The organism is Ruegeria sp. F5 (assembly GCF_056533845.1).
Map to the genome: position 1 here is coordinate 255566 of NZ_JBQFOU010000005.1, position 16010 is coordinate 271575.

At 61.6% G+C, this 16010-nt stretch carries 15 protein-coding genes; 6 read left to right on the forward strand and 9 right to left on the reverse strand.

Going from position 1 to position 16010, the window contains the following annotated elements; translation table 11 throughout:
- The first annotated feature begins 40 nt into the window (after positions 1-40).
- Complete coding sequence (locus tag ACR0K1_RS10140) at positions 41-1246, forward strand: multidrug effflux MFS transporter (protein WP_480612894.1); 1206 nt, start codon at positions 41-43, stop codon at positions 1244-1246.
- Positions 1247-1311: 65 nt separating this feature from the next.
- A complete protein-coding gene (locus ACR0K1_RS10145) occupies positions 1312-2712 on the forward strand; it encodes a helix-turn-helix domain-containing protein (RefSeq protein WP_480612892.1) in 1401 nt (466 codons plus the stop codon).
- A gap of 72 nt (positions 2713-2784) precedes the next feature.
- Here ACR0K1_RS10145 and ACR0K1_RS10150 read toward each other — a convergent pair whose 3' ends face one another.
- The 7 genes from ACR0K1_RS10150 to ACR0K1_RS10180 form a co-directional block, all read right to left on the reverse strand.
- Positions 2785-3024 (reverse strand): HP1242/YdcH family protein, encoded by a 240-nt coding sequence (locus ACR0K1_RS10150; RefSeq protein WP_480612890.1) that lies wholly within the window; start codon positions 3022-3024, stop codon positions 2785-2787.
- Positions 3025-3123: 99 nt separating this feature from the next.
- A complete protein-coding gene (locus ACR0K1_RS10155; protein ID WP_480850421.1) occupies positions 3124-3768 on the reverse strand; it encodes a thermonuclease family protein in 645 nt (214 codons plus the stop codon).
- 54 nt (positions 3769-3822) lie between these two features.
- Positions 3823-5481, reverse strand: coding sequence for a choline dehydrogenase (gene betA, locus ACR0K1_RS10160; protein WP_480612886.1), 1659 nt, complete (start codon positions 5479-5481; stop codon positions 3823-3825).
- 89 nt (positions 5482-5570) lie between these two features.
- The gene (betC, locus tag ACR0K1_RS10165; RefSeq protein WP_480612884.1) at positions 5571-7079 is read right to left on the reverse strand and encodes a choline-sulfatase; all 1509 of its coding nucleotides are present in this window, start codon (positions 7077-7079) and stop codon (positions 5571-5573) included.
- Entirely contained in the window at positions 7076-7648 is a 573-nt protein-coding gene (gene betI / locus ACR0K1_RS10170) for a choline-binding transcriptional repressor BetI (RefSeq protein ID WP_480612882.1), read from the reverse strand. The genes betC and betI overlap by 4 nt, the downstream gene beginning before the upstream one ends.
- 88 nt (positions 7649-7736) lie before the next feature.
- The gene (locus ACR0K1_RS10175) at positions 7737-8645 is read right to left on the reverse strand and encodes a DMT family transporter (protein ID WP_480612880.1); all 909 of its coding nucleotides are present in this window, start codon (positions 8643-8645) and stop codon (positions 7737-7739) included.
- A gap of 40 nt (positions 8646-8685) precedes the next feature.
- Positions 8686-9285, reverse strand: coding sequence for a LysE/ArgO family amino acid transporter (locus tag ACR0K1_RS10180; RefSeq protein ID WP_480850424.1), 600 nt, complete (start codon positions 9283-9285; stop codon positions 8686-8688).
- 86 nt (positions 9286-9371) lie between these two features.
- Between ACR0K1_RS10180 and ACR0K1_RS10185 the strand changes: the two genes are divergently transcribed.
- The gene (locus tag ACR0K1_RS10185; protein ID WP_480850426.1) at positions 9372-10277 is read left to right on the forward strand and encodes a LysR family transcriptional regulator ArgP; all 906 of its coding nucleotides are present in this window, start codon (positions 9372-9374) and stop codon (positions 10275-10277) included.
- Here the strand turns inward: ACR0K1_RS10185 and ACR0K1_RS10190 are convergent.
- Both ACR0K1_RS10190 and ACR0K1_RS10195 read right to left on the reverse strand, forming a co-directional pair.
- A complete protein-coding gene (locus tag ACR0K1_RS10190; RefSeq protein WP_480850428.1) occupies positions 10268-11689 on the reverse strand; it encodes an MFS transporter in 1422 nt (473 codons plus the stop codon). The two genes, ACR0K1_RS10185 and ACR0K1_RS10190, sit on opposite strands and share 10 nt — an antisense overlap.
- Positions 11690-11695: 6 nt before the next feature.
- A complete protein-coding gene (locus ACR0K1_RS10195; protein ID WP_480612872.1) occupies positions 11696-12436 on the reverse strand; it encodes a YebC/PmpR family DNA-binding transcriptional regulator in 741 nt (246 codons plus the stop codon).
- A 110-nt stretch (positions 12437-12546) separates the two neighbouring features.
- Between ACR0K1_RS10195 and ACR0K1_RS10200 the strand changes: the two genes are divergently transcribed.
- The 3 genes from ACR0K1_RS10200 (at position 12547) to ACR0K1_RS10210 (ending at position 16001) form a co-directional block, all read left to right on the forward strand.
- Entirely contained in the window at positions 12547-14319 is a 1773-nt protein-coding gene (locus ACR0K1_RS10200; protein WP_480850430.1) for an SLC13 family permease, read from the forward strand.
- 16 nt (positions 14320-14335) lie between these two features.
- The gene (locus ACR0K1_RS10205) at positions 14336-15070 is read left to right on the forward strand and encodes a glutamine amidotransferase (RefSeq protein WP_480612869.1); all 735 of its coding nucleotides are present in this window, start codon (positions 14336-14338) and stop codon (positions 15068-15070) included.
- A 73-nt stretch (positions 15071-15143) separates the two neighbouring features.
- A complete protein-coding gene (locus ACR0K1_RS10210; RefSeq protein WP_480612867.1) occupies positions 15144-16001 on the forward strand; it encodes a bile acid:sodium symporter family protein in 858 nt (285 codons plus the stop codon).
- Positions 16002-16010: the final 9 nt, after the last annotated feature.

Below are 16010 nucleotides of genomic sequence, written 5' to 3' on the forward strand. Positions count from 1 at the left end.
TGACTGGCTTTCACAAACGCGCTGGCTATACATGTGAACCATGCAGTTCAGCTTGTCCTCGGTTCACCGTACACCGCCCACAATCACCACACTTGTATTACTGTCGGGGCTGTCCGCCCTGAGCATGAACCTGTTCCTGCCAAGCCTGCCCAACATGGCCCTGCATTTCAACACCGACTACAAGGTCATGCAGTTGTCGATCGCCCTTTATCTGCTGGTGAACGCCGCCCTGCAGATCCTGATCGGCCCGATTGCGGACAAGGCCGGGCGTAGACCCGTTCTGTTGTGGGGGCTGTCGCTGTTTCTGCTGGCGACCCTGGGCTGCATCTACGCCCCGAATGCCGAGGTTTTTCTGGCCTTCCGAATGTGTCAGGCCGTTGTCGTGGTCGGCATTGTGCTCAGCCGCGCCGCAGTGCGCGACCTGTATGATCAGGACCAGGCCGCCTCGATGATCGGGTATGTGACGATGGGCATGGCGGTGGTCCCGATGATCGGCCCGGCCATCGGTGGCGTGCTCGAGGAAGCCTTCGGCTGGAAAGCCAATTTCTGGCTGCCCTTCGCGGTTGGCGCGCTGGCGCTTTTTCTGACCTTCACCGATTTCGGAGAAACCTCGGCCAAAAGCGGCAAGACCCTTTTGCAGCAGTTTCGGGAATACCCCGAGTTGCTGACCTCTCCGCGGTTCTGGGGCTATTCGCTGTCATCGGCGTTTTCGTCCGGCGCGTTCTTTGCCTATCTCGGCGGCGCGCCGTTTATCGGCACCGAGATGTTCGGCCTCAGCGCCGTCGAAATCGGCATCTATTTCGGCGCACCGGCCGTCGGTTACTTTTTCGGCAACTTCGTCAGCGGACGGTATTCGGTTCGCTTTGGCGTAAACCGGATGGTGTATTGGGGATGTTGGCTGAACGCTGCGGGCGTAGCGATCTCGACCGTTTTGTTTCTGGCCGGGATGGGCAGCGCGCTCAGCTTCTTCGGCCTCATGACCTTTGTGGGCATCGGCAACGGTTTGACCATTCCAAACGCCACCTCGGGCGCGCTGTCGGTGCGCCCGCATCTGGCGGCAACGGCATCCGGGCTGAGCGGGGCGATTATGCTGGGCGGCGGCGCAGGGCTGAGCGCATTGGCCGGCGCATTGCTGACCAAAGACACCGGCGCCATGCCGCTGCTGTGGCTCATGCTTGCAACTGCCGTCCTTGCCATTTGCGCGATTGCCGTTGTTGTCTGGCGCGAGCGTCAACTGGGGCTTTGACAGCGCTTGCCCTCGGGGCTTTGCAAAGTTAGCCTGCGCCCAAGGTAAAGTTGCAAAGGCACCCGATGGCCACCCAAAAACTCTATGCCGGGGCGAAGCTGCGCGAGATGCGCACCCGTCTGACGCTGACCCAAAAGGAATTCGCGGCCAAGCTGGGCGTTTCGCTGCCCTACCTGAACCAGATGGAGAACAACAACCGTCCGATCTCGACCACGGTGGTCCTGGCTTTGGCGCAAGAGTTCGGCATGGATGTCACCGAGCTCAGCACCGGCGACAGCGAACGTCTGGTGTCGGACATGCGCGAGGCGCTGGCCGATCCGGTCTTTGCCGATGCCATCCCGCCGCTTGCCGACCTGCGCCTGACCGCCTCGAACGCCCCCGCCCTAGCGCGCGCCTTCATCGAACTGCACCGGACCTACCGCCAGACCCATGAACGCCTCGCCTCACTGGACGAGGCTTTGGGCCGCGAAGACGCCCGCATTCAGGCCAGCCCGTGGGAGGAGGTGCGCGATTTCTTCCACTATTGCGACAACTACATCGATGCGGTCGATCGCGCCGCCGAACTGTTCGCCAGACGTGCTGACGGCTCGGGCGGTATCCGTGAGGCCGCGCTGAACGGCCTGTCCGAGCGCGGCATTCAGGTCATGTTCTCGGATATGGACGCCCTGCGCAGCTATGATGCCGAGGGCAAAATCCTACGCCTGTCCTCGCGCGCCGCGCCACAGACACAGGTGTTCCAACTGCTGCTGCAGGTAGCGCTGATCCGTCAGGACCAGCTGCTTGAGGCAACACTGGACTTCGCAAAATTCCAAAGCGACGAGGCGCGATCCATCGCCAAAATCGGTCTGGCCAACTATTTTGCGGGGGCATCGCTGATGCCCTATGCCACCTTTCTGGCCGCCGCGCAGGAAGACCGGCATGATCTGGAACTGCTCAGCAACCGGTTCGGTGCCTCGATCGAACAGGTCGCCCATCGGCTGTCCACGCTGCAAAGACCCGGCGCAAAGGGCATTCCGTTTTTCTTCGTGCGTGTCGATCAAGCGGGCACGATCACCAAACGCCACTCGGCCACACGCCTGCAATTCGCCCGCTTCGGCGGGGCCTGCCCGCTGTGGAACGTGCACCGCGCCTTTGAAACCCCGGGTCACTTCCTGCGGCAACTTGCCGAGACACCGGACGGGGTGCGCTATATCTCACTGGCGCGGGATGTGTCGAAATCGGGCGGGTCGTTCGGCGCACCTGTCCGGCGCTACGCGATTGCGCTGGGGTGCGAGGTCCGCCACGCGCCTGCTTTGGTTTATGCGGATAACCTCGACATCAATAACGCCAGCGCCTACGAGCCCATCGGCATTTCGTGCCGCATCTGCGAACGGCAAACCTGCCACCAGCGCTCGGTTCCGCCGCTGGAACGACGCCTGACAATCGACACCCATACGCGCGGCACCCTGCCTTACGAAGTCACCTGATCTTCACCTGTCTGAAAATATCCCGGGGGAGTCGCGGCCTGCCGCGACGGGGGCAGAGCCCCCGCCCTGTGTTCAGGCCTTGGACAAGATCGCCCAGATCTGATCCTTGAGAACCGCCCGCTTCTTGCGCAGTTCAACCTCGGCCAGTTCTTCCATCGGCTCGATATTGGTTTCGGCCTTGTGCACGACCCGATTGACTTCGTGATATTCGTCGGCCAGACGGGCAAAATGCGCGTCCGACTGCTTGAGCTGGCTCATCAGTTCGACCTTGTCGGGGAATTCTTCGGCCAGTTCATGCGGGGTGTGGGACATTCCTGTTCGCTCCTTCATTTATCGTTGCAAATCAATGGTAATGGCATTTCCGGAATGTCACTTTGACCCGCATCAAATGACCTGCGAAATCAGGGGAATTCAGCGCTTGGCCGCCCGCCATCCGGCGGCGCGAGCCTGAGCCCCGGAACAGAACCAGCGCTCGCCCTTGCGAGCGTCGATCTTGGTTTTCGAATAATAGCGCTGCCCCCGCACGTGATAGATTTTCTCGCCCTTGGACGAGATATTGCCCTTGATCCGGCAGGGCTGAGATACCGTCTGACCGGACGCCCGATGCACCCACGGCAACCGAACCTGCGAGGCATGCAATCCGGCTGATCGGGACATGGCAGCGTTTTCAGCGGCCACGTAATCATCCGAGTATTTGCGATACGCAAAGGCCAGACCGTCCAGAACCAAATGCCTGCCCGCATCCACGCCACCAATCTGACACCGCGCGACGACACGGCCGTAGCGGTCTCGATCCAGCGGTGTGCAACGGGCCGTTTTGCCCTGAAACCGCTCTTGCACGACCGAGGTCGCCCAAGCGCCACACGGCCAGACAGCGCCATTTTCATCCCGGCAGGTCTGATCCAGTTCCGGCGCATCTATGCCATGCAAGCGGACCCGGATGCCGCCGACGTCCCATGTATCCGCGTCGATGACATCTACTGGACCGTCCAGCACGTCAGCGGCAAAGCCAACAGCGGGAAAAGCCAGAACAAAAACCAAACAAAATCTTAACATACCCCCGATATGCGCCCGAAGGCGGGCGCATTCAACGGGACTTGTTAAGAAAGGTTAACGCTGGGCGGTGGCCCAGGCCGGGTGAATCCACGGGCGGTCATTGGCTTTGGGCAGGGCGTCCCGGCCCAACAGATGATCCGACACTTTCTCGCCCACCATGATCGACGGCGCATTCAGGTTGCCGTTGGTGATCTGCGGGAAGACAGAACTGTCCGCGACGCGCAGCCCTTCCACGCCAATCACCCGCCCTTCGGGATCGACCACCGCGTTCCGGTCATCGGCCCGGCCCATCCGGCAGGTGCCGCAGGGGTGATACGCGCTTTCGGCATGTTCGGCGATAAAGCTGTTCAGTTCCTCATCGGTCTGAACCTCTGCCCCCGGCTGAATCTCTTTGCCCGCAAAAGGCTTGAAAGCGTCCTGACCAAAGATTTCGCGCGTCAGGCGGATGCAGGTGCGGAAATCCTCCCAATCCTGTTCGTGGCTCATGTAGTTGAACCGGATCACCGGCGCGTCCTCGGCCCTGGCCGAACGCAACGTGACCGCCCCGCGTGAAGGCGATCGCATCGGTCCGACATGGGCTTGAAACCCGTGCCCTTCAGCCGCCGCCTGTCCGTCATAGCGCACGGCCATGGGCAGGAAGTGATACTGAACATCAGGGTATTCCACCCCCGGCTTCGACCGCACAAAAGCCGCGCTTTCGAACTGGTTCGAGGCGCCAAGACCGGTTTTGGTGAACAGCCACTGTGCCCCGATCAGACCTTTACTGAGCAGGTTCCAGTGCTTGTACAACGTGATCGGCTGCAGCGAGGCCTGCTGGATATAAAGCTCGAGATGGTCTTGAAGGTTCGCGCCAACGCCGGGACGGTCGGCAACCACGTCGATCCCATGCTCAGCCAGATGCGCCGCCGGGCCGATGCCCGACAGCATCAGCAGCTTGGGTGAGTTGATCGACGAGGCCGCCAGAACCACCTCGCGCCGGGCGCGGATGACTTCTTTTTTGCCCCCCCGCATCAGTTCCACCCCGGTCGCGCGCCCGTTCTCGATCACGACGCGCGCGGCCAGACCACGGACGATATCGCAGTTCTCGCGCTTCAGCGCGGGTTTCAGATACGCATTCGCCGCCGACCAGCGCCGTCCTTTCCAGACGGTCTGCTCCATCGGGCCAAAGCCTTCCTGCTTTTCGCCGTTATAGTCGCCGGTGATCTCATAACCTGCCTGCTGGCCCGCATCGACAAAGGCCTGAAACAGCGGGTTCTCGCGCGGGCCGCGTGAGACGTGCAAGGGGCCATCCGTGCCCCGCCACGCCGCGTCGCCCCCGTGACCGCCATGGTGCCAGGTCTCCATCCGCTTGTAGTAGGGCAGCACATCCGCATAGGACCAGCCATCGGCCCCCATCTCGGCCCAGGTGTCGAAATCACGGGCATGGCCGCGAACATAGACCATCCCGTTGATCGAAGAGGATCCGCCAATCACCTTGCCGCGCGGGCAGGCCAGTTCGCGGTGGTTCAGATGCGGTTCGGGCTCGGACCGGTATCCCCAGTCATACATCGACATGTTCATCGGATAGCTTAGCGCTGCGGGCATCTGGATGAACGGGCCGGCATCCGAGCCGCCATGTTCGATCACCAGCACCGACGCACCGGCTTCGCTGAGGCGATAGGCCATCGCGCAACCGGCGGATCCGGCACCAACAATGACGAAATCTGCTTCCATTCTCGGGTCTCCTTAACCCGCGGGCCGAGATTTTAGGTGAAAAAATCTCATCGCCTCCGGCGGGAGTAATTTTTGAAAAGATGAAGAAGTTATTCGCCGCGCGGGAAACGGGCGTTTTCCTCGACGACATTCAGATCCATGTGATTGCGCATGTAGCGTTCCGAGGCTTTCTGCAGCGGCTGGTAGTCCCATGGGTAGTAACCGCCCTGCCGCAACGCCTCGTACACGACCCAGCGCCGGGCCTGACTGGCGCGGATATCGGCATCGAACCGGTCGAGGTCCCAGCGCGCCTCGGACTTGGTGCGCAGGGTTTGCAGGGTTCCGGCATGTTCGGGCTTGTCCGCAAGGTTGGTCAGTTCGTGCGGGTCGGCCTGCAGGTCGAACAGTTGATCTGGGTCCAGCGCGCAGCGGTTGTATTTCCACTTGCCATAGCGCAGCGACACCAGCGGCGCGTATGACGCCTCGGCCGCGTATTCCATCGCGACCGGCGCGGCGCGTTCAATGCCCTGCGCCAGCGGCACAAGGTCTTCGCCGTCGGTCCAGGGTGCGATCTCGGCCATGTCTACGCCCGCCAGCGCGCCCAGTGTCGGGGTCACGTCGATTGTCGAGACCGGCGTGTCGATGCGACCGGCGGGCATCTCCGGCGCCGAGATCATCAGCGGCACGCGCGAGGAGCCTTCGAAGAAGGTCATCTTGAACCACAGCCCGCGCTCGCCCAGCATATCGCCGTGGTCCGAGACGAAGAGGATGATCGCCTCTTGCCGGGTGGTTTCCAGCACCTCGAGAATCTCGCCGATCTTGTCGTCGAGATACGAGATATTGGCGAAATAGGCGCGGCGGGATTTGCGGATGTCCTCTTCGGTGATGTCAAAGCTGCGCCAGTCATTGGCGTCGAAAATCCGCTTCGAATGCGGGTCCTGATTGTCGTAGCCGAGGTCCCCGACCTCGGGCAGCAGGTGTTCGCAATCCTCGTAGAGGTCCCAGTATTTCCGGCGCGCCACGTAAGGGTCGTGCGGGTGGGTGAAGCTGACGGTCACGCACCATGGGCGATCGTCCTTGCCGCGGGCCAGATCGTAGAGCCTGGCCTTGGCGTTGTAGGCGACCTCGTCATCATATTCCATCTGGTTCGAGATTTCGGCCACGCCCGCGCCCGTCACCGAACCCATGTTGTGATACCACCAGTCGATCCGCTCACCCGGTTTGCGATAGTCCGGCGTCCAGCCGAAATCGGCGGGATAGATATCTGTGGTCAGGCGATCCTCGAACCCGTGCAACTGATCGGGGCCGACGAAATGCATCTTGCCGGACAGACAAGTGTAATACCCTGCGCGGCGCAAGTGGTGGGCATAGGTGGGAATGTCACTGCGGAACTCGGCGGCGTTGTCGTAGACCCCGGTGCGCGAGGGCAACTGGCCCGACATGAAGCTGGCCCGGCCCGGCGCGCACAGCGGCGAGGCGGTATACGCGTTGGCAAATCGGGTCGACCTTTCCGCCAGTTTCTTCAGGTTCGGCGCATGAAGCCAGTCTGCGGGACCGTCGGGAAAGAGGGTTCCGTTAAGCTGATCCACCATCAGGATCAGAATGTTCGGTTTTGTCATTTTCCAGCCTCGAGCAGAGTGTTTAGGACACGCATCGCGTGGTTCACGGCCAGTTGCGGCTCTTCCGGGGCGCTGAGCGCGGCGCGGATATAGAGCCCGTCGATCATCGCGATCATGTTTTCCGCCGCCTCGACCGGATCGGCGATCATGGGGCGCAGGGCGCAGATCAGGTTCGAGCGAATGCGCGACTGATAAATCTGCCACAGGCGCAGCGCGTCATCATTGGTTTGCGCCAGCACATAAAAGGTCATCCATGCTGCGATCACATCCGGGGTAAAGCACGAGGGCGCAAAACAGGCGCGGATGATCGCCTGCGCCCGTTCATTTGGCGCGGCGGCTTTTAGCTCGCTTCTGGCCTCATCGCCGAAATCGGACAGGATCTGGCGCATCGCGGCCAGAAAAATCTGATCCTTGCCGCCGAAATAGTGATGGGCCAGCGCGCTGGACATGCCCGCGCGTTTGGCAATCTGGCTGACGGTGACATCCAGCGATTTCTGCACGCCCAATTCTGCGATCGTCGCCCGAACGATTGCTTCGCGGCGGATCGGCTCCATTCCGACTTTAGGCATCGCTCTCCCCTGACCAGACTTTACGGAAAGACAGGCTAGGGAATCTTTATTGACTCGTCAATCAATAACGTATCGCAGGGACTGCCGCCTATAGTTTGGTCGCGATGCTGGGCGGCGTCAGATCGCGGCGGTTCAACACTGCCTCGCGCCACGAGATGAAGCTGACGGCGGCCAGAATCAACGTCCCGCCCGCGACGACCCAGATGTCGACCTTTTCGTGGAAGACCACCGCGCCCATCACGGTCGCCCAGATCAACTGCAGGAACGTGACCGGCTGCGTCACCGCAACTGGGGCCGCCTGAAGCGCAAGTGTCATGAAATAGTGGCCAGCGGTGGCGAAACAGGCCACCAGAAACAGCACCCCCAGATCATGCAGGCTGGGTGTTTCCCACACGGCCACGGCAAAGGGGATCAGCGCGATCGTGACCCAGATCGACAGATGCGCCACCACCACCGAGGGCGGAATGTCCCGCACCAGAAGCTTCGCAAGCAAGTAGGACCCACCCAGCATCAGGGCCGCTCCAAGCATGGCGATATGCCCTGCCGAAACCTCGCGAAATCCGGGCCTGAGGATGATCAACACGCCGATCAACGCTGCCAGAATCGCCGCTATTCTGCGGAAGGCCAGCTTTTCACCCAAGAACAGCGCCGCACCCAGGGTCACGTAAACCGGGGTCATGTAGTTCATCGCTGTGACCTCGGCCAAGGGGATTTGGGTCATCGAGAAGAACCACAGCATCACCGCCAGCGCATGGACGATCCCGCGCATCCCGAACAGGGCAAGGTGTCGGCGTGTCAGATGGGTATTCATGATCGTCCGCAGAATGGGAAGCAGAAAGACCAGCCCCAGCGCATATCTGATGAACGCCGCCTGAGTCGGATCCATCGAATTGCCCAGCGACTTGACCATCGCCGTCATCCCGACAAAGGACAGCCCGGCGGTGAACATCCAGAACATACCGGCAATCGGGCGGGCTGAGGCGGCAAAGGTTGTCATGGCATTGGTTCAACACCGAAATCCCGGCAGGGACAACCCGTCACATGATAACAAGTTTGACGGCAATACTCAGCATGACAACCCCGATGCCCACATCCAGACCCTGCCACGCGCGCGGGCGCGTGAAGACGGGCGACAGAATTCTGGCCCCGTATCCGAGCGAGAAGAAAAAGACAAAGCTGGACAGCATCGCGCCAATCGCAAAACTCAGCCGGTCGTCATATTGCGCCGAGATCGAGCCGATCAGAACAACCGTATCCAGATAGACATGCGGGTTCAGCCAGGTAAAGGCCAGCACCGTCAGCAAGGCCGCGCGCAGGCTGGTGCGGCGGCCTTCGCCGATCTCCATCGCCGCGCCACCCCGCCAGGCCGACCAGAGGCTGCGCAGGCCGTACCACGTCAGAAACAGGGCACCGCCGTAACGCATCGCCGTTTCGAACCATGGCGCGGCCTGCGCCAGCGTTCCGAACCCGGCAACGCCGGCGGCGATCAGGATGGCGTCGGACACGGCACAGGTCAGGCAAAGGACAAAGACATGCTCGCGCCGCAGACCCTGCCGCAGGACAAAGGCATTCTGCGCGCCGATGGCCAGAATCAGGCTAAAACTCATTACGAAACCGGCAATTAGGGACGTGGACATGCAACCTCCTGCGTTCAGAAAGATTGACTAAAGCCCTGAAGTCGTTCTATCAAATTAAAGTTGTTAATCTGAATTAAGTTGTACTAATGCTATTGGACCCGCATCATTTAGGAGCGCTGTCAGCCATTCTGAGGCATGGCAGCTTTGATGCGGCAGCGGCTGAACTGTCTGTCACACCCTCTGCCATTTCTCAGCGGATCAAGGCGCTGGAGGATCGGGTTGGCACTTCGCTGATCCACCGTGGCCCACCCTGCACCGGAACCCAAGCCGGTTTGCGCATCGCGCAGCACGCCGAAGACATCGGCCTGCTCGAGGCTCAGCTGGCCCGCGAACTGACGCTACAGCGGGGGCTGGGACCAACGCGCGTACGGATTGCGGTGCCCGCAGACGGTCTGGCCACATGGTTCATCAAGGCGATGGCGCAGGTGTCGGACATGCTGTTCGATCTGGTGATCGACGATCAGGACCATTCGGCGGAATGGCTGCGGCGTGGAGAGGTCAGCGCCGCCGTGACCGTTGGCGGCCAGTCCGTGACCGGATGTGACGCCATTCCTTTGGGCGCGCTGCGCTACCTTCCGACCGCCAGCCCCGATTTCATCGACCGCTGGTTCAGCGAAGGCGTGACCGCCAAGACCCTTGCGCGCGCGCCCTGTCTTGTCTTCAGCCGCAAAGACAGCCTGCAAAAGGCTTGGATGGAGTCGTGGACGGGCAGTCGCATCTCGCCTCCTTCGCACTACCTGCCCTCGTCACGTGGCTTCGTCGAGGCCGCAATTGCCGGGATGGGATGGGGGATGAACCCCCAGGAACTGGCCCGTGAAGCGATCGAAGAGGACCAATTGCGCCCCATCGTACCCGATGGTCAGATGGATATCGACCTTACATGGCAGGTCGGTCGCGTTCTGGCTCCGGCGCTGGCTCCGTTGACGCTGGCGGTGCGCGACGCCGCCGCGCGCGCGCTGGTTCCGCCGACACTGCAAGCCAATTACGGCTGAACCGTCTTTCCGGCCCTCGGCAGGACGATACGGTAGCAGGCGAAACTGGCCACCAGACTTGCCACGACAATAAATGCAACGGCCAAAGCGACCTCGTTCAAATGGGCGACCCCCGCCAGAGCCGCCGAGACGATCACCGCGCTTATCCGCGCCAGGCTTTTGATCGCCGCTGCGGCCTGTATGCGCTGATCCTTGGGCGCGACGTCAAGGAAATAGAGTTTCCGCGCTCCGCTGATCCCCGTCACCGCGACCGTGACCACAAACAGGGCAATCGCGTGCAGGTGGACGTCGTGATCAAAGCCCAGATAGTGGTATGTCAGCAGCACGATCCCGGTGACCGCCACCATCAGGGTTCCGGTAACCATAACCGCGCGGTGGGATTTCATGTTGACCAGATGCCAAAGAGGCGCCGACACCAGATAGCCCGACGCCGAAGACACGATCACGGCGGTCAGGCCTTTGGCCGAACTGTGATGCGACTCTGCCGCGATCAGCGCGAAGAAGGGCACCGACAGGGCCACAACGACCAGCGGCATGCGCATGAGCAAGTAGCGCCGGAACCACGCGTGTTCGAACATGTTCCTGATCGCTTTGAAACTGGCGGAAACTGAAAGCTTCTGTGCCTTTTTGCCCTCTGCCTTCTCTGCCCGCCCGGTTGGTTCGGACATCGCCATGATCGTCAGGCCGGACAGGACAAAGAACGCGACAGACACGGCGATCACGGTGGAGTGGCGCGCAAAAGGCGGGTGTTCCGCCGTGAGTTTGTGGAGCAGCAGCGCAAGGCCAATGGCCCCCAGCCCTCCGGCCCCTAGCTGCATATAATGCATCACCATTCTTGATTTCGACTGCACGTGATCGCCAAGCAGATCCATGAACATCAGGTTCTGAATCTCGTCGATCAGGCCGATCAGGAAGAACACGGCAATAAAGGCCACTGCGATCAGGGGCACCACACCCGTTGCCGCAATCAGGATGGCCAGAACCAGACAGGCCCCGATTGCCACCTCGGTCACGGCGATACCGCGCTTTTTTTGCGGCTGCGCCGCGATGGGCTGGGCCAGAAACACATCGGCGATCATGCTGCCCACCATCCGCACCGAGACCAGCGCCCCGGCGATGAAGATCGGCAGCTCAAACGACACCGCCAGAAACGGCAACACCACGGATGGGCTGCCCAGCGTCCAGGCAACCTGGGACAGGATGCTCTGCCCGGTCAGAACCGGGACGTTCCGTTTCGCCGTATCAGGTGTATTCGTCGCCATCAGCCTGCAATCTGCGCGCAATTTCCGGTGTTTGTGTGTCGCCGCGTCTTCGGTTTCAAACTTAATGAGTTCGGCGCAGGCGGCCAAGACATATCCGGCCAAACGCAAAAGCCCGGCCGTTTGGGCCGGGCTTTCGGAAAGGGTGGACATGGTGCGTTAAAGCTGCGCCATGACCTCATCCGTGGCTTCGAAATTGGTTGTGACGCGCTGCACGTCGTCATCGTCTTCCAGCGCATCGACCAGTTTCATCAGCTTTTGCATATCGTCCAGACCCAGTTCGGTCGTGGTGGTGGGCTTCCAGACCAGCTTGGTAGATTCGGATTCGCCCAGCGCACCCTCCAGCACGTTCGACACCTCATTCAGATCGGTATCGGCGCACCAGATGATGTGACCGTCTTCCGAGCTTTCGACATCCTCGGCACCGGCTTCGATGGCGGCTTCGAAAATCGTGTCCGCATCGCCTGCCTCCGCCGGATAGACCACTTCGCCCTTGCGCTCGAACATGAACCCGACCGAGCCGGTTTCGCCCAGATTGCCGCCGTTCTTGGAAAAGGTCGAGCGCACGGTGGAGGCGGTGCGGTTGCGGTTGTCGGTCATCGTCTCGACGATCACGGCCACGCCGTTCGGGCCGTAGCCTTCGTACCGGATTTCTTCGTAATCGTCGCCTTCGCCCGCAACCGATTTCTTGATCGCGCGGTCGATCACGTCCTTGGGAACCGAGTTCGACTTGGCTTCCTTGACGGCCAGACGCAGGCGCGGGTTCTTGTCGGGATCGGGATCGCCCATCTTGGCGGCGACGGTGATCTCTTTCGACAGTTTGGAAAACAGCTTGGACCGCGCGGCGTCCTGACGTCCCTTGCGGTGCTGGATGTTGGCCCATTTGGAATGGCCTGCCATGGTGCGTCCTCGTGATAGTGATTGCGTATTCGGCGCTCATATAGACGTTTGCGGGGTGCGGGATCAAGAGAGCGGCTTGCTCAGACTCCCCCGGAAGGTATGGTGACCGCATGACGACAGATCAGATCATTCTTTTTGCGCTTTTCATCACCGTGTTTGGGCTGCTCCTTTGGGGCCGGTTCCGCTATGATCTTGTGGCTTTTGCGGCGCTGATGGTGGGCGTGGTCACCGGAGTCGTGCATGTCGATAACGCCTTTGCCGGGTTCGGCCATCCCGCGACGATCATTGTGGCACTTGTGCTGGTGGTCTCAGCCGGTCTGGTGCGATCCGGCGCGGTGTTTCTGATCACCCGAACGCTGGTCGATGCCTCGCGCGGTTTGGGCGCGCATATCGCGCTGATGGGCGGGATCGGCGCGGTGCTGTCGGCCTTTATGAACAACGTCGCTGCGCTGGCGTTGCTGATGCCGGTCGACATTCAGACCGCACGCAAGGCGGGTCGGTCGGTGGGCCTGACCCTGATGCCGCTGAGCTTTGCCACTATTCTGGGCGGCATGGCGACGCTGATCGGCACACCGCCCAATATCATCATTGCCTCGATCCGGGCCGAAACCCTGGGCGAGCCGTTCCGCATGTTCGACTTTGCGCCGGTTGGCGGTCTGGCCGCCATCGCAGGGCTGGCCTTTGTCTCGCTGATCGGCTGGCGCCTGATCCCCAACCGGGGGCCGCAGGACGAAACCTCCGAGGCGCTGGCGGAATACATCGCGGAACTGACCCTGCCGCCGGAGTCCCCCCATATCGGCAAGCGCGTCAGTGAACTTTACGAGGCCGCCGAAAAGTCAGATGTCGCAATCATCGGCCTGATCCGCGATGGCAAGCGCCGCTATGGGCGGTCCGCCCACGCCACGTTGAAAGAGGGCGACGCGCTGGTTCTGGAAGCCCGGCCCGAGGCGCTGGATGAATTCCGCGCCGCCCTGAACCTCGATTTCTCGGACACGCGCCGGCAGGAATTGCTGACGGCTGAGGGCGAGGGGCTGGAAGTGATCGAGGTTGTGGCGCCCGAAAGCGCCCGCATCACGGGCCGCACCGCGCAGGGGCTGGGGCTTGCGTGGCGGCAAAGCACCGTTCTGATGGGCATTTCCCGGCAAGGCCGCCGGATCACTGAACAAGTCCGCAAGACCGAGGTCGAACCGGGCGATATCCTGCTGCTCCTCTGCCCCCGCGACCGGGGCGCGGATGTGACCGAGTGGCTGGGCTGCCTGCCGCTAGCGCAGCGCGGGTTGAATGTGACGGCGAACGATAAGGCATGGCTGGCCATCGGGCTGTTCGCGGCGGCTGTTCTGGCGGCCAGTGTCGGGTTGATTTACCTGCCCGTTGCGCTGGGCCTTGTGGTGATTGCCTATGTGCTGACCAAGATCATGCCCATCGCCGACATCTACAATCACATCGAATGGCCGGTGGTTGTGTTGCTGGGCTCGATGATCCCCTTGGGCAGCGCGCTGGAAACCTCGGGCGGGACCGAGTTGATTGCCAACGCGCTGGTGCAGCTGACGGACGGGCTGCCCGCCTGGGCCATTCTGACCGTGCTGATGGTTGTCACCATGACGCTGTCGGATGTTCTGAACAACACCGCCACGGCCATTGTCGCGGCCCCGGTCGGGATACAGATGGCGCAGACGCTGGGCGTGTCGCCCGATCCGTTCCTGATGACCGTCGCCGTGGCGGCCTCGGCCGCTTTCCTTACACCCATCGGACACAAGAACAACACGCTTGTTCTGGGCCCCGGAGGCTATCGGTTCGGTGACTACTGGCGCATGGGCCTGCCGCTGGAGATTCTGATCGTCGCGGTATCGGTTCCGGCCATCCTTGTGTTCTGGCCGCTTTGACGGGTAAAGGCAGCGCATGACACGCTTTCTGATCCTGCAATTGCGCCCCGAGACCGATGCCTCGGATGCCGAATATGCCTCGATTCTCGACAAGACCGGGCTAATCCCTGCGCAGACCCATCGTATCCGATTGGATTGCGAAGACCTGCCCGATGGTCTGGACGTGACCGACTATGCAGGCGTCATTGTCGGCGGCGGGCCGGGTTGCGTCAGCGACGATCCGGCGACGAAATCCGCGCTGGACGCAAAGATCGAAGGCGCGATCATGGGGCTGATGCCGCAGATCACCGCGCAGGATCACCCGTTCATGGGCTGCTGCTATGGCTTGGGCATTCTCGCCGCGCATCTGGGCGGCGATGTCAGCAAACGGCAATACGGCGAGCCCGTCGGACCGTCAGACTGCTGGCTGACCGAAGACGGCGCGCGGGACCCTCTGACTGCTGGCCTGCACCCGGAATTCGAAGCGTTCGTTGGCCATAAAGAGGCTGTGCAGGCCCTGCCCGAAGGCTGCGTGCACCTGATCGCCTCGGACCCCTGCCCGTTTCAGATGATCCGCTGGGGCCGGAACGTCTATGCCACCCAGTTCCACCCCGAAGCCGATGCGAAAGACTTTGAACAGCGCATCCATATCTACAAGGACCACGGCTATTTCCCGCCCGAAGACGCGCAAGGTTTGATCCAGATGTGCCATGCCGCAGACGTCACCCAACCGGGCGAAATCCTGCGGCGGTTTGCCGAACGGTACAAATGACCTAACGGCGCGGTTGCCTGTCGCTTTGCCCCTCGCATAGGTTGATCCCAAACAACTTTGGGAGGGGTTGTTCTTGGATCTTCTTATCAATGTCGGCCTGCCGCTGTCGCTGGCGATTATCATGTTCTCGCTGGGTATCGGGCTTGAGGCCGCCGATTTCCGCCGGGTGCTGACACGTGGCTATCCCTTCGCCATCGGCGCAATCAGTCAGGTTCTGCTGCTGCCTCTGGCCGCGTTTGCCACCGCCAAGCTGTTCGGCCTGCCGCCCGAAATCGCAGTCGGCGTCATGCTGCTGAGCTTTTGCCCCGGCGGCGTGACCAGCAACATCCTGTCGAAATTCGCCAAAGGCGACGTGGCTTTGTCGGTCAGCTTGACCGCGGTGATCAGCCTGTTGTCGATGGTGACGGTTCCGGTGCTGGCCGCTTGGTCCATCGGGCATTTCATGGGTGAAGCCGCGCCCGAGGTCTCGATCGGGTCGCTGGCCACGGCGTTGTTCCTGATCACCACCCTGCCCGTCGCCATCGGCGTCAGCCTGCGCCACTTTGCGCGCACCCTTGCGTTGCGGATCGACGCCCCCTTGTCCCGGCTTGCGGCGCTTTTGTTCGTATTGATCGTTGCCGTCGCCCTGGCCGGGAACTGGCAGTTCTTCATCGAAAACCTGAGTTCCATCGGCGCGGCCCTGATCACCCTGAACGTCGCCCTTCTGCTGATCGGACTAGGGCTGGCGCGCATCGCCAATCTGTCATGGGATGAGGCCAAGACGGTGTCGATTGAAACCGGCATCCAGAACTCGGCCCTCGGCATCACACTTGCAGCACTGATCACCGGCACCACGACCGGCTTCAGCCCTCTGGCCGTGCCTGCCGCCGTCTACGGCATCACCATGTATGTGGTCGTAACCCCCTTCATCCTCTGGTTCCGCAGCCGCTGAAAGGAAATC

What these genes read in the sequence shown, in the direction of transcription:
- ACR0K1_RS10200 (WP_480850430.1), top strand. Translation starts at nt 12,547, where the DNA reads ATGACGACAGATCAGATCATTCTTTTTGCGCTTTTCATCACCGTGTTT.
- ACR0K1_RS10190 (WP_480850428.1), bottom strand. Translation starts at nt 11,689, where the DNA reads ATGTCCACCCTTTCCGAAAGCCCGGCCCAAACGGCCGGGCTTTTGCGT.
- ACR0K1_RS10185 (WP_480850426.1), top strand. Translation starts at nt 9,372, where the DNA reads ATGCTATTGGACCCGCATCATTTAGGAGCGCTGTCAGCCATTCTGAGG.
- ACR0K1_RS10150 (WP_480612890.1), bottom strand. Translation starts at nt 3,024, where the DNA reads ATGTCCCACACCCCGCATGAACTGGCCGAAGAATTCCCCGACAAGGTC.
- ACR0K1_RS10205 (WP_480612869.1), top strand. Translation starts at nt 14,336, where the DNA reads ATGACACGCTTTCTGATCCTGCAATTGCGCCCCGAGACCGATGCCTCG.
- ACR0K1_RS10180 (WP_480850424.1), bottom strand. Translation starts at nt 9,285, where the DNA reads ATGTCCACGTCCCTAATTGCCGGTTTCGTAATGAGTTTTAGCCTGATT.
- ACR0K1_RS10140 (WP_480612894.1), top strand. Translation starts at nt 41, where the DNA reads ATGCAGTTCAGCTTGTCCTCGGTTCACCGTACACCGCCCACAATCACC.
- betC (WP_480612884.1), bottom strand. Translation starts at nt 7,079, where the DNA reads ATGACAAAACCGAACATTCTGATCCTGATGGTGGATCAGCTTAACGGA.
- betI (WP_480612882.1), bottom strand. Translation starts at nt 7,648, where the DNA reads ATGCCTAAAGTCGGAATGGAGCCGATCCGCCGCGAAGCAATCGTTCGG.
- ACR0K1_RS10195 (WP_480612872.1), bottom strand. Translation starts at nt 12,436, where the DNA reads ATGGCAGGCCATTCCAAATGGGCCAACATCCAGCACCGCAAGGGACGT.
- ACR0K1_RS10145 (WP_480612892.1), top strand. Translation starts at nt 1,312, where the DNA reads ATGGCCACCCAAAAACTCTATGCCGGGGCGAAGCTGCGCGAGATGCGC.
- betA (WP_480612886.1), bottom strand. Translation starts at nt 5,481, where the DNA reads ATGGAAGCAGATTTCGTCATTGTTGGTGCCGGATCCGCCGGTTGCGCG.
- ACR0K1_RS10175 (WP_480612880.1), bottom strand. Translation starts at nt 8,645, where the DNA reads ATGACAACCTTTGCCGCCTCAGCCCGCCCGATTGCCGGTATGTTCTGG.
- ACR0K1_RS10155 (WP_480850421.1), bottom strand. Translation starts at nt 3,768, where the DNA reads ATGTTAAGATTTTGTTTGGTTTTTGTTCTGGCTTTTCCCGCTGTTGGC.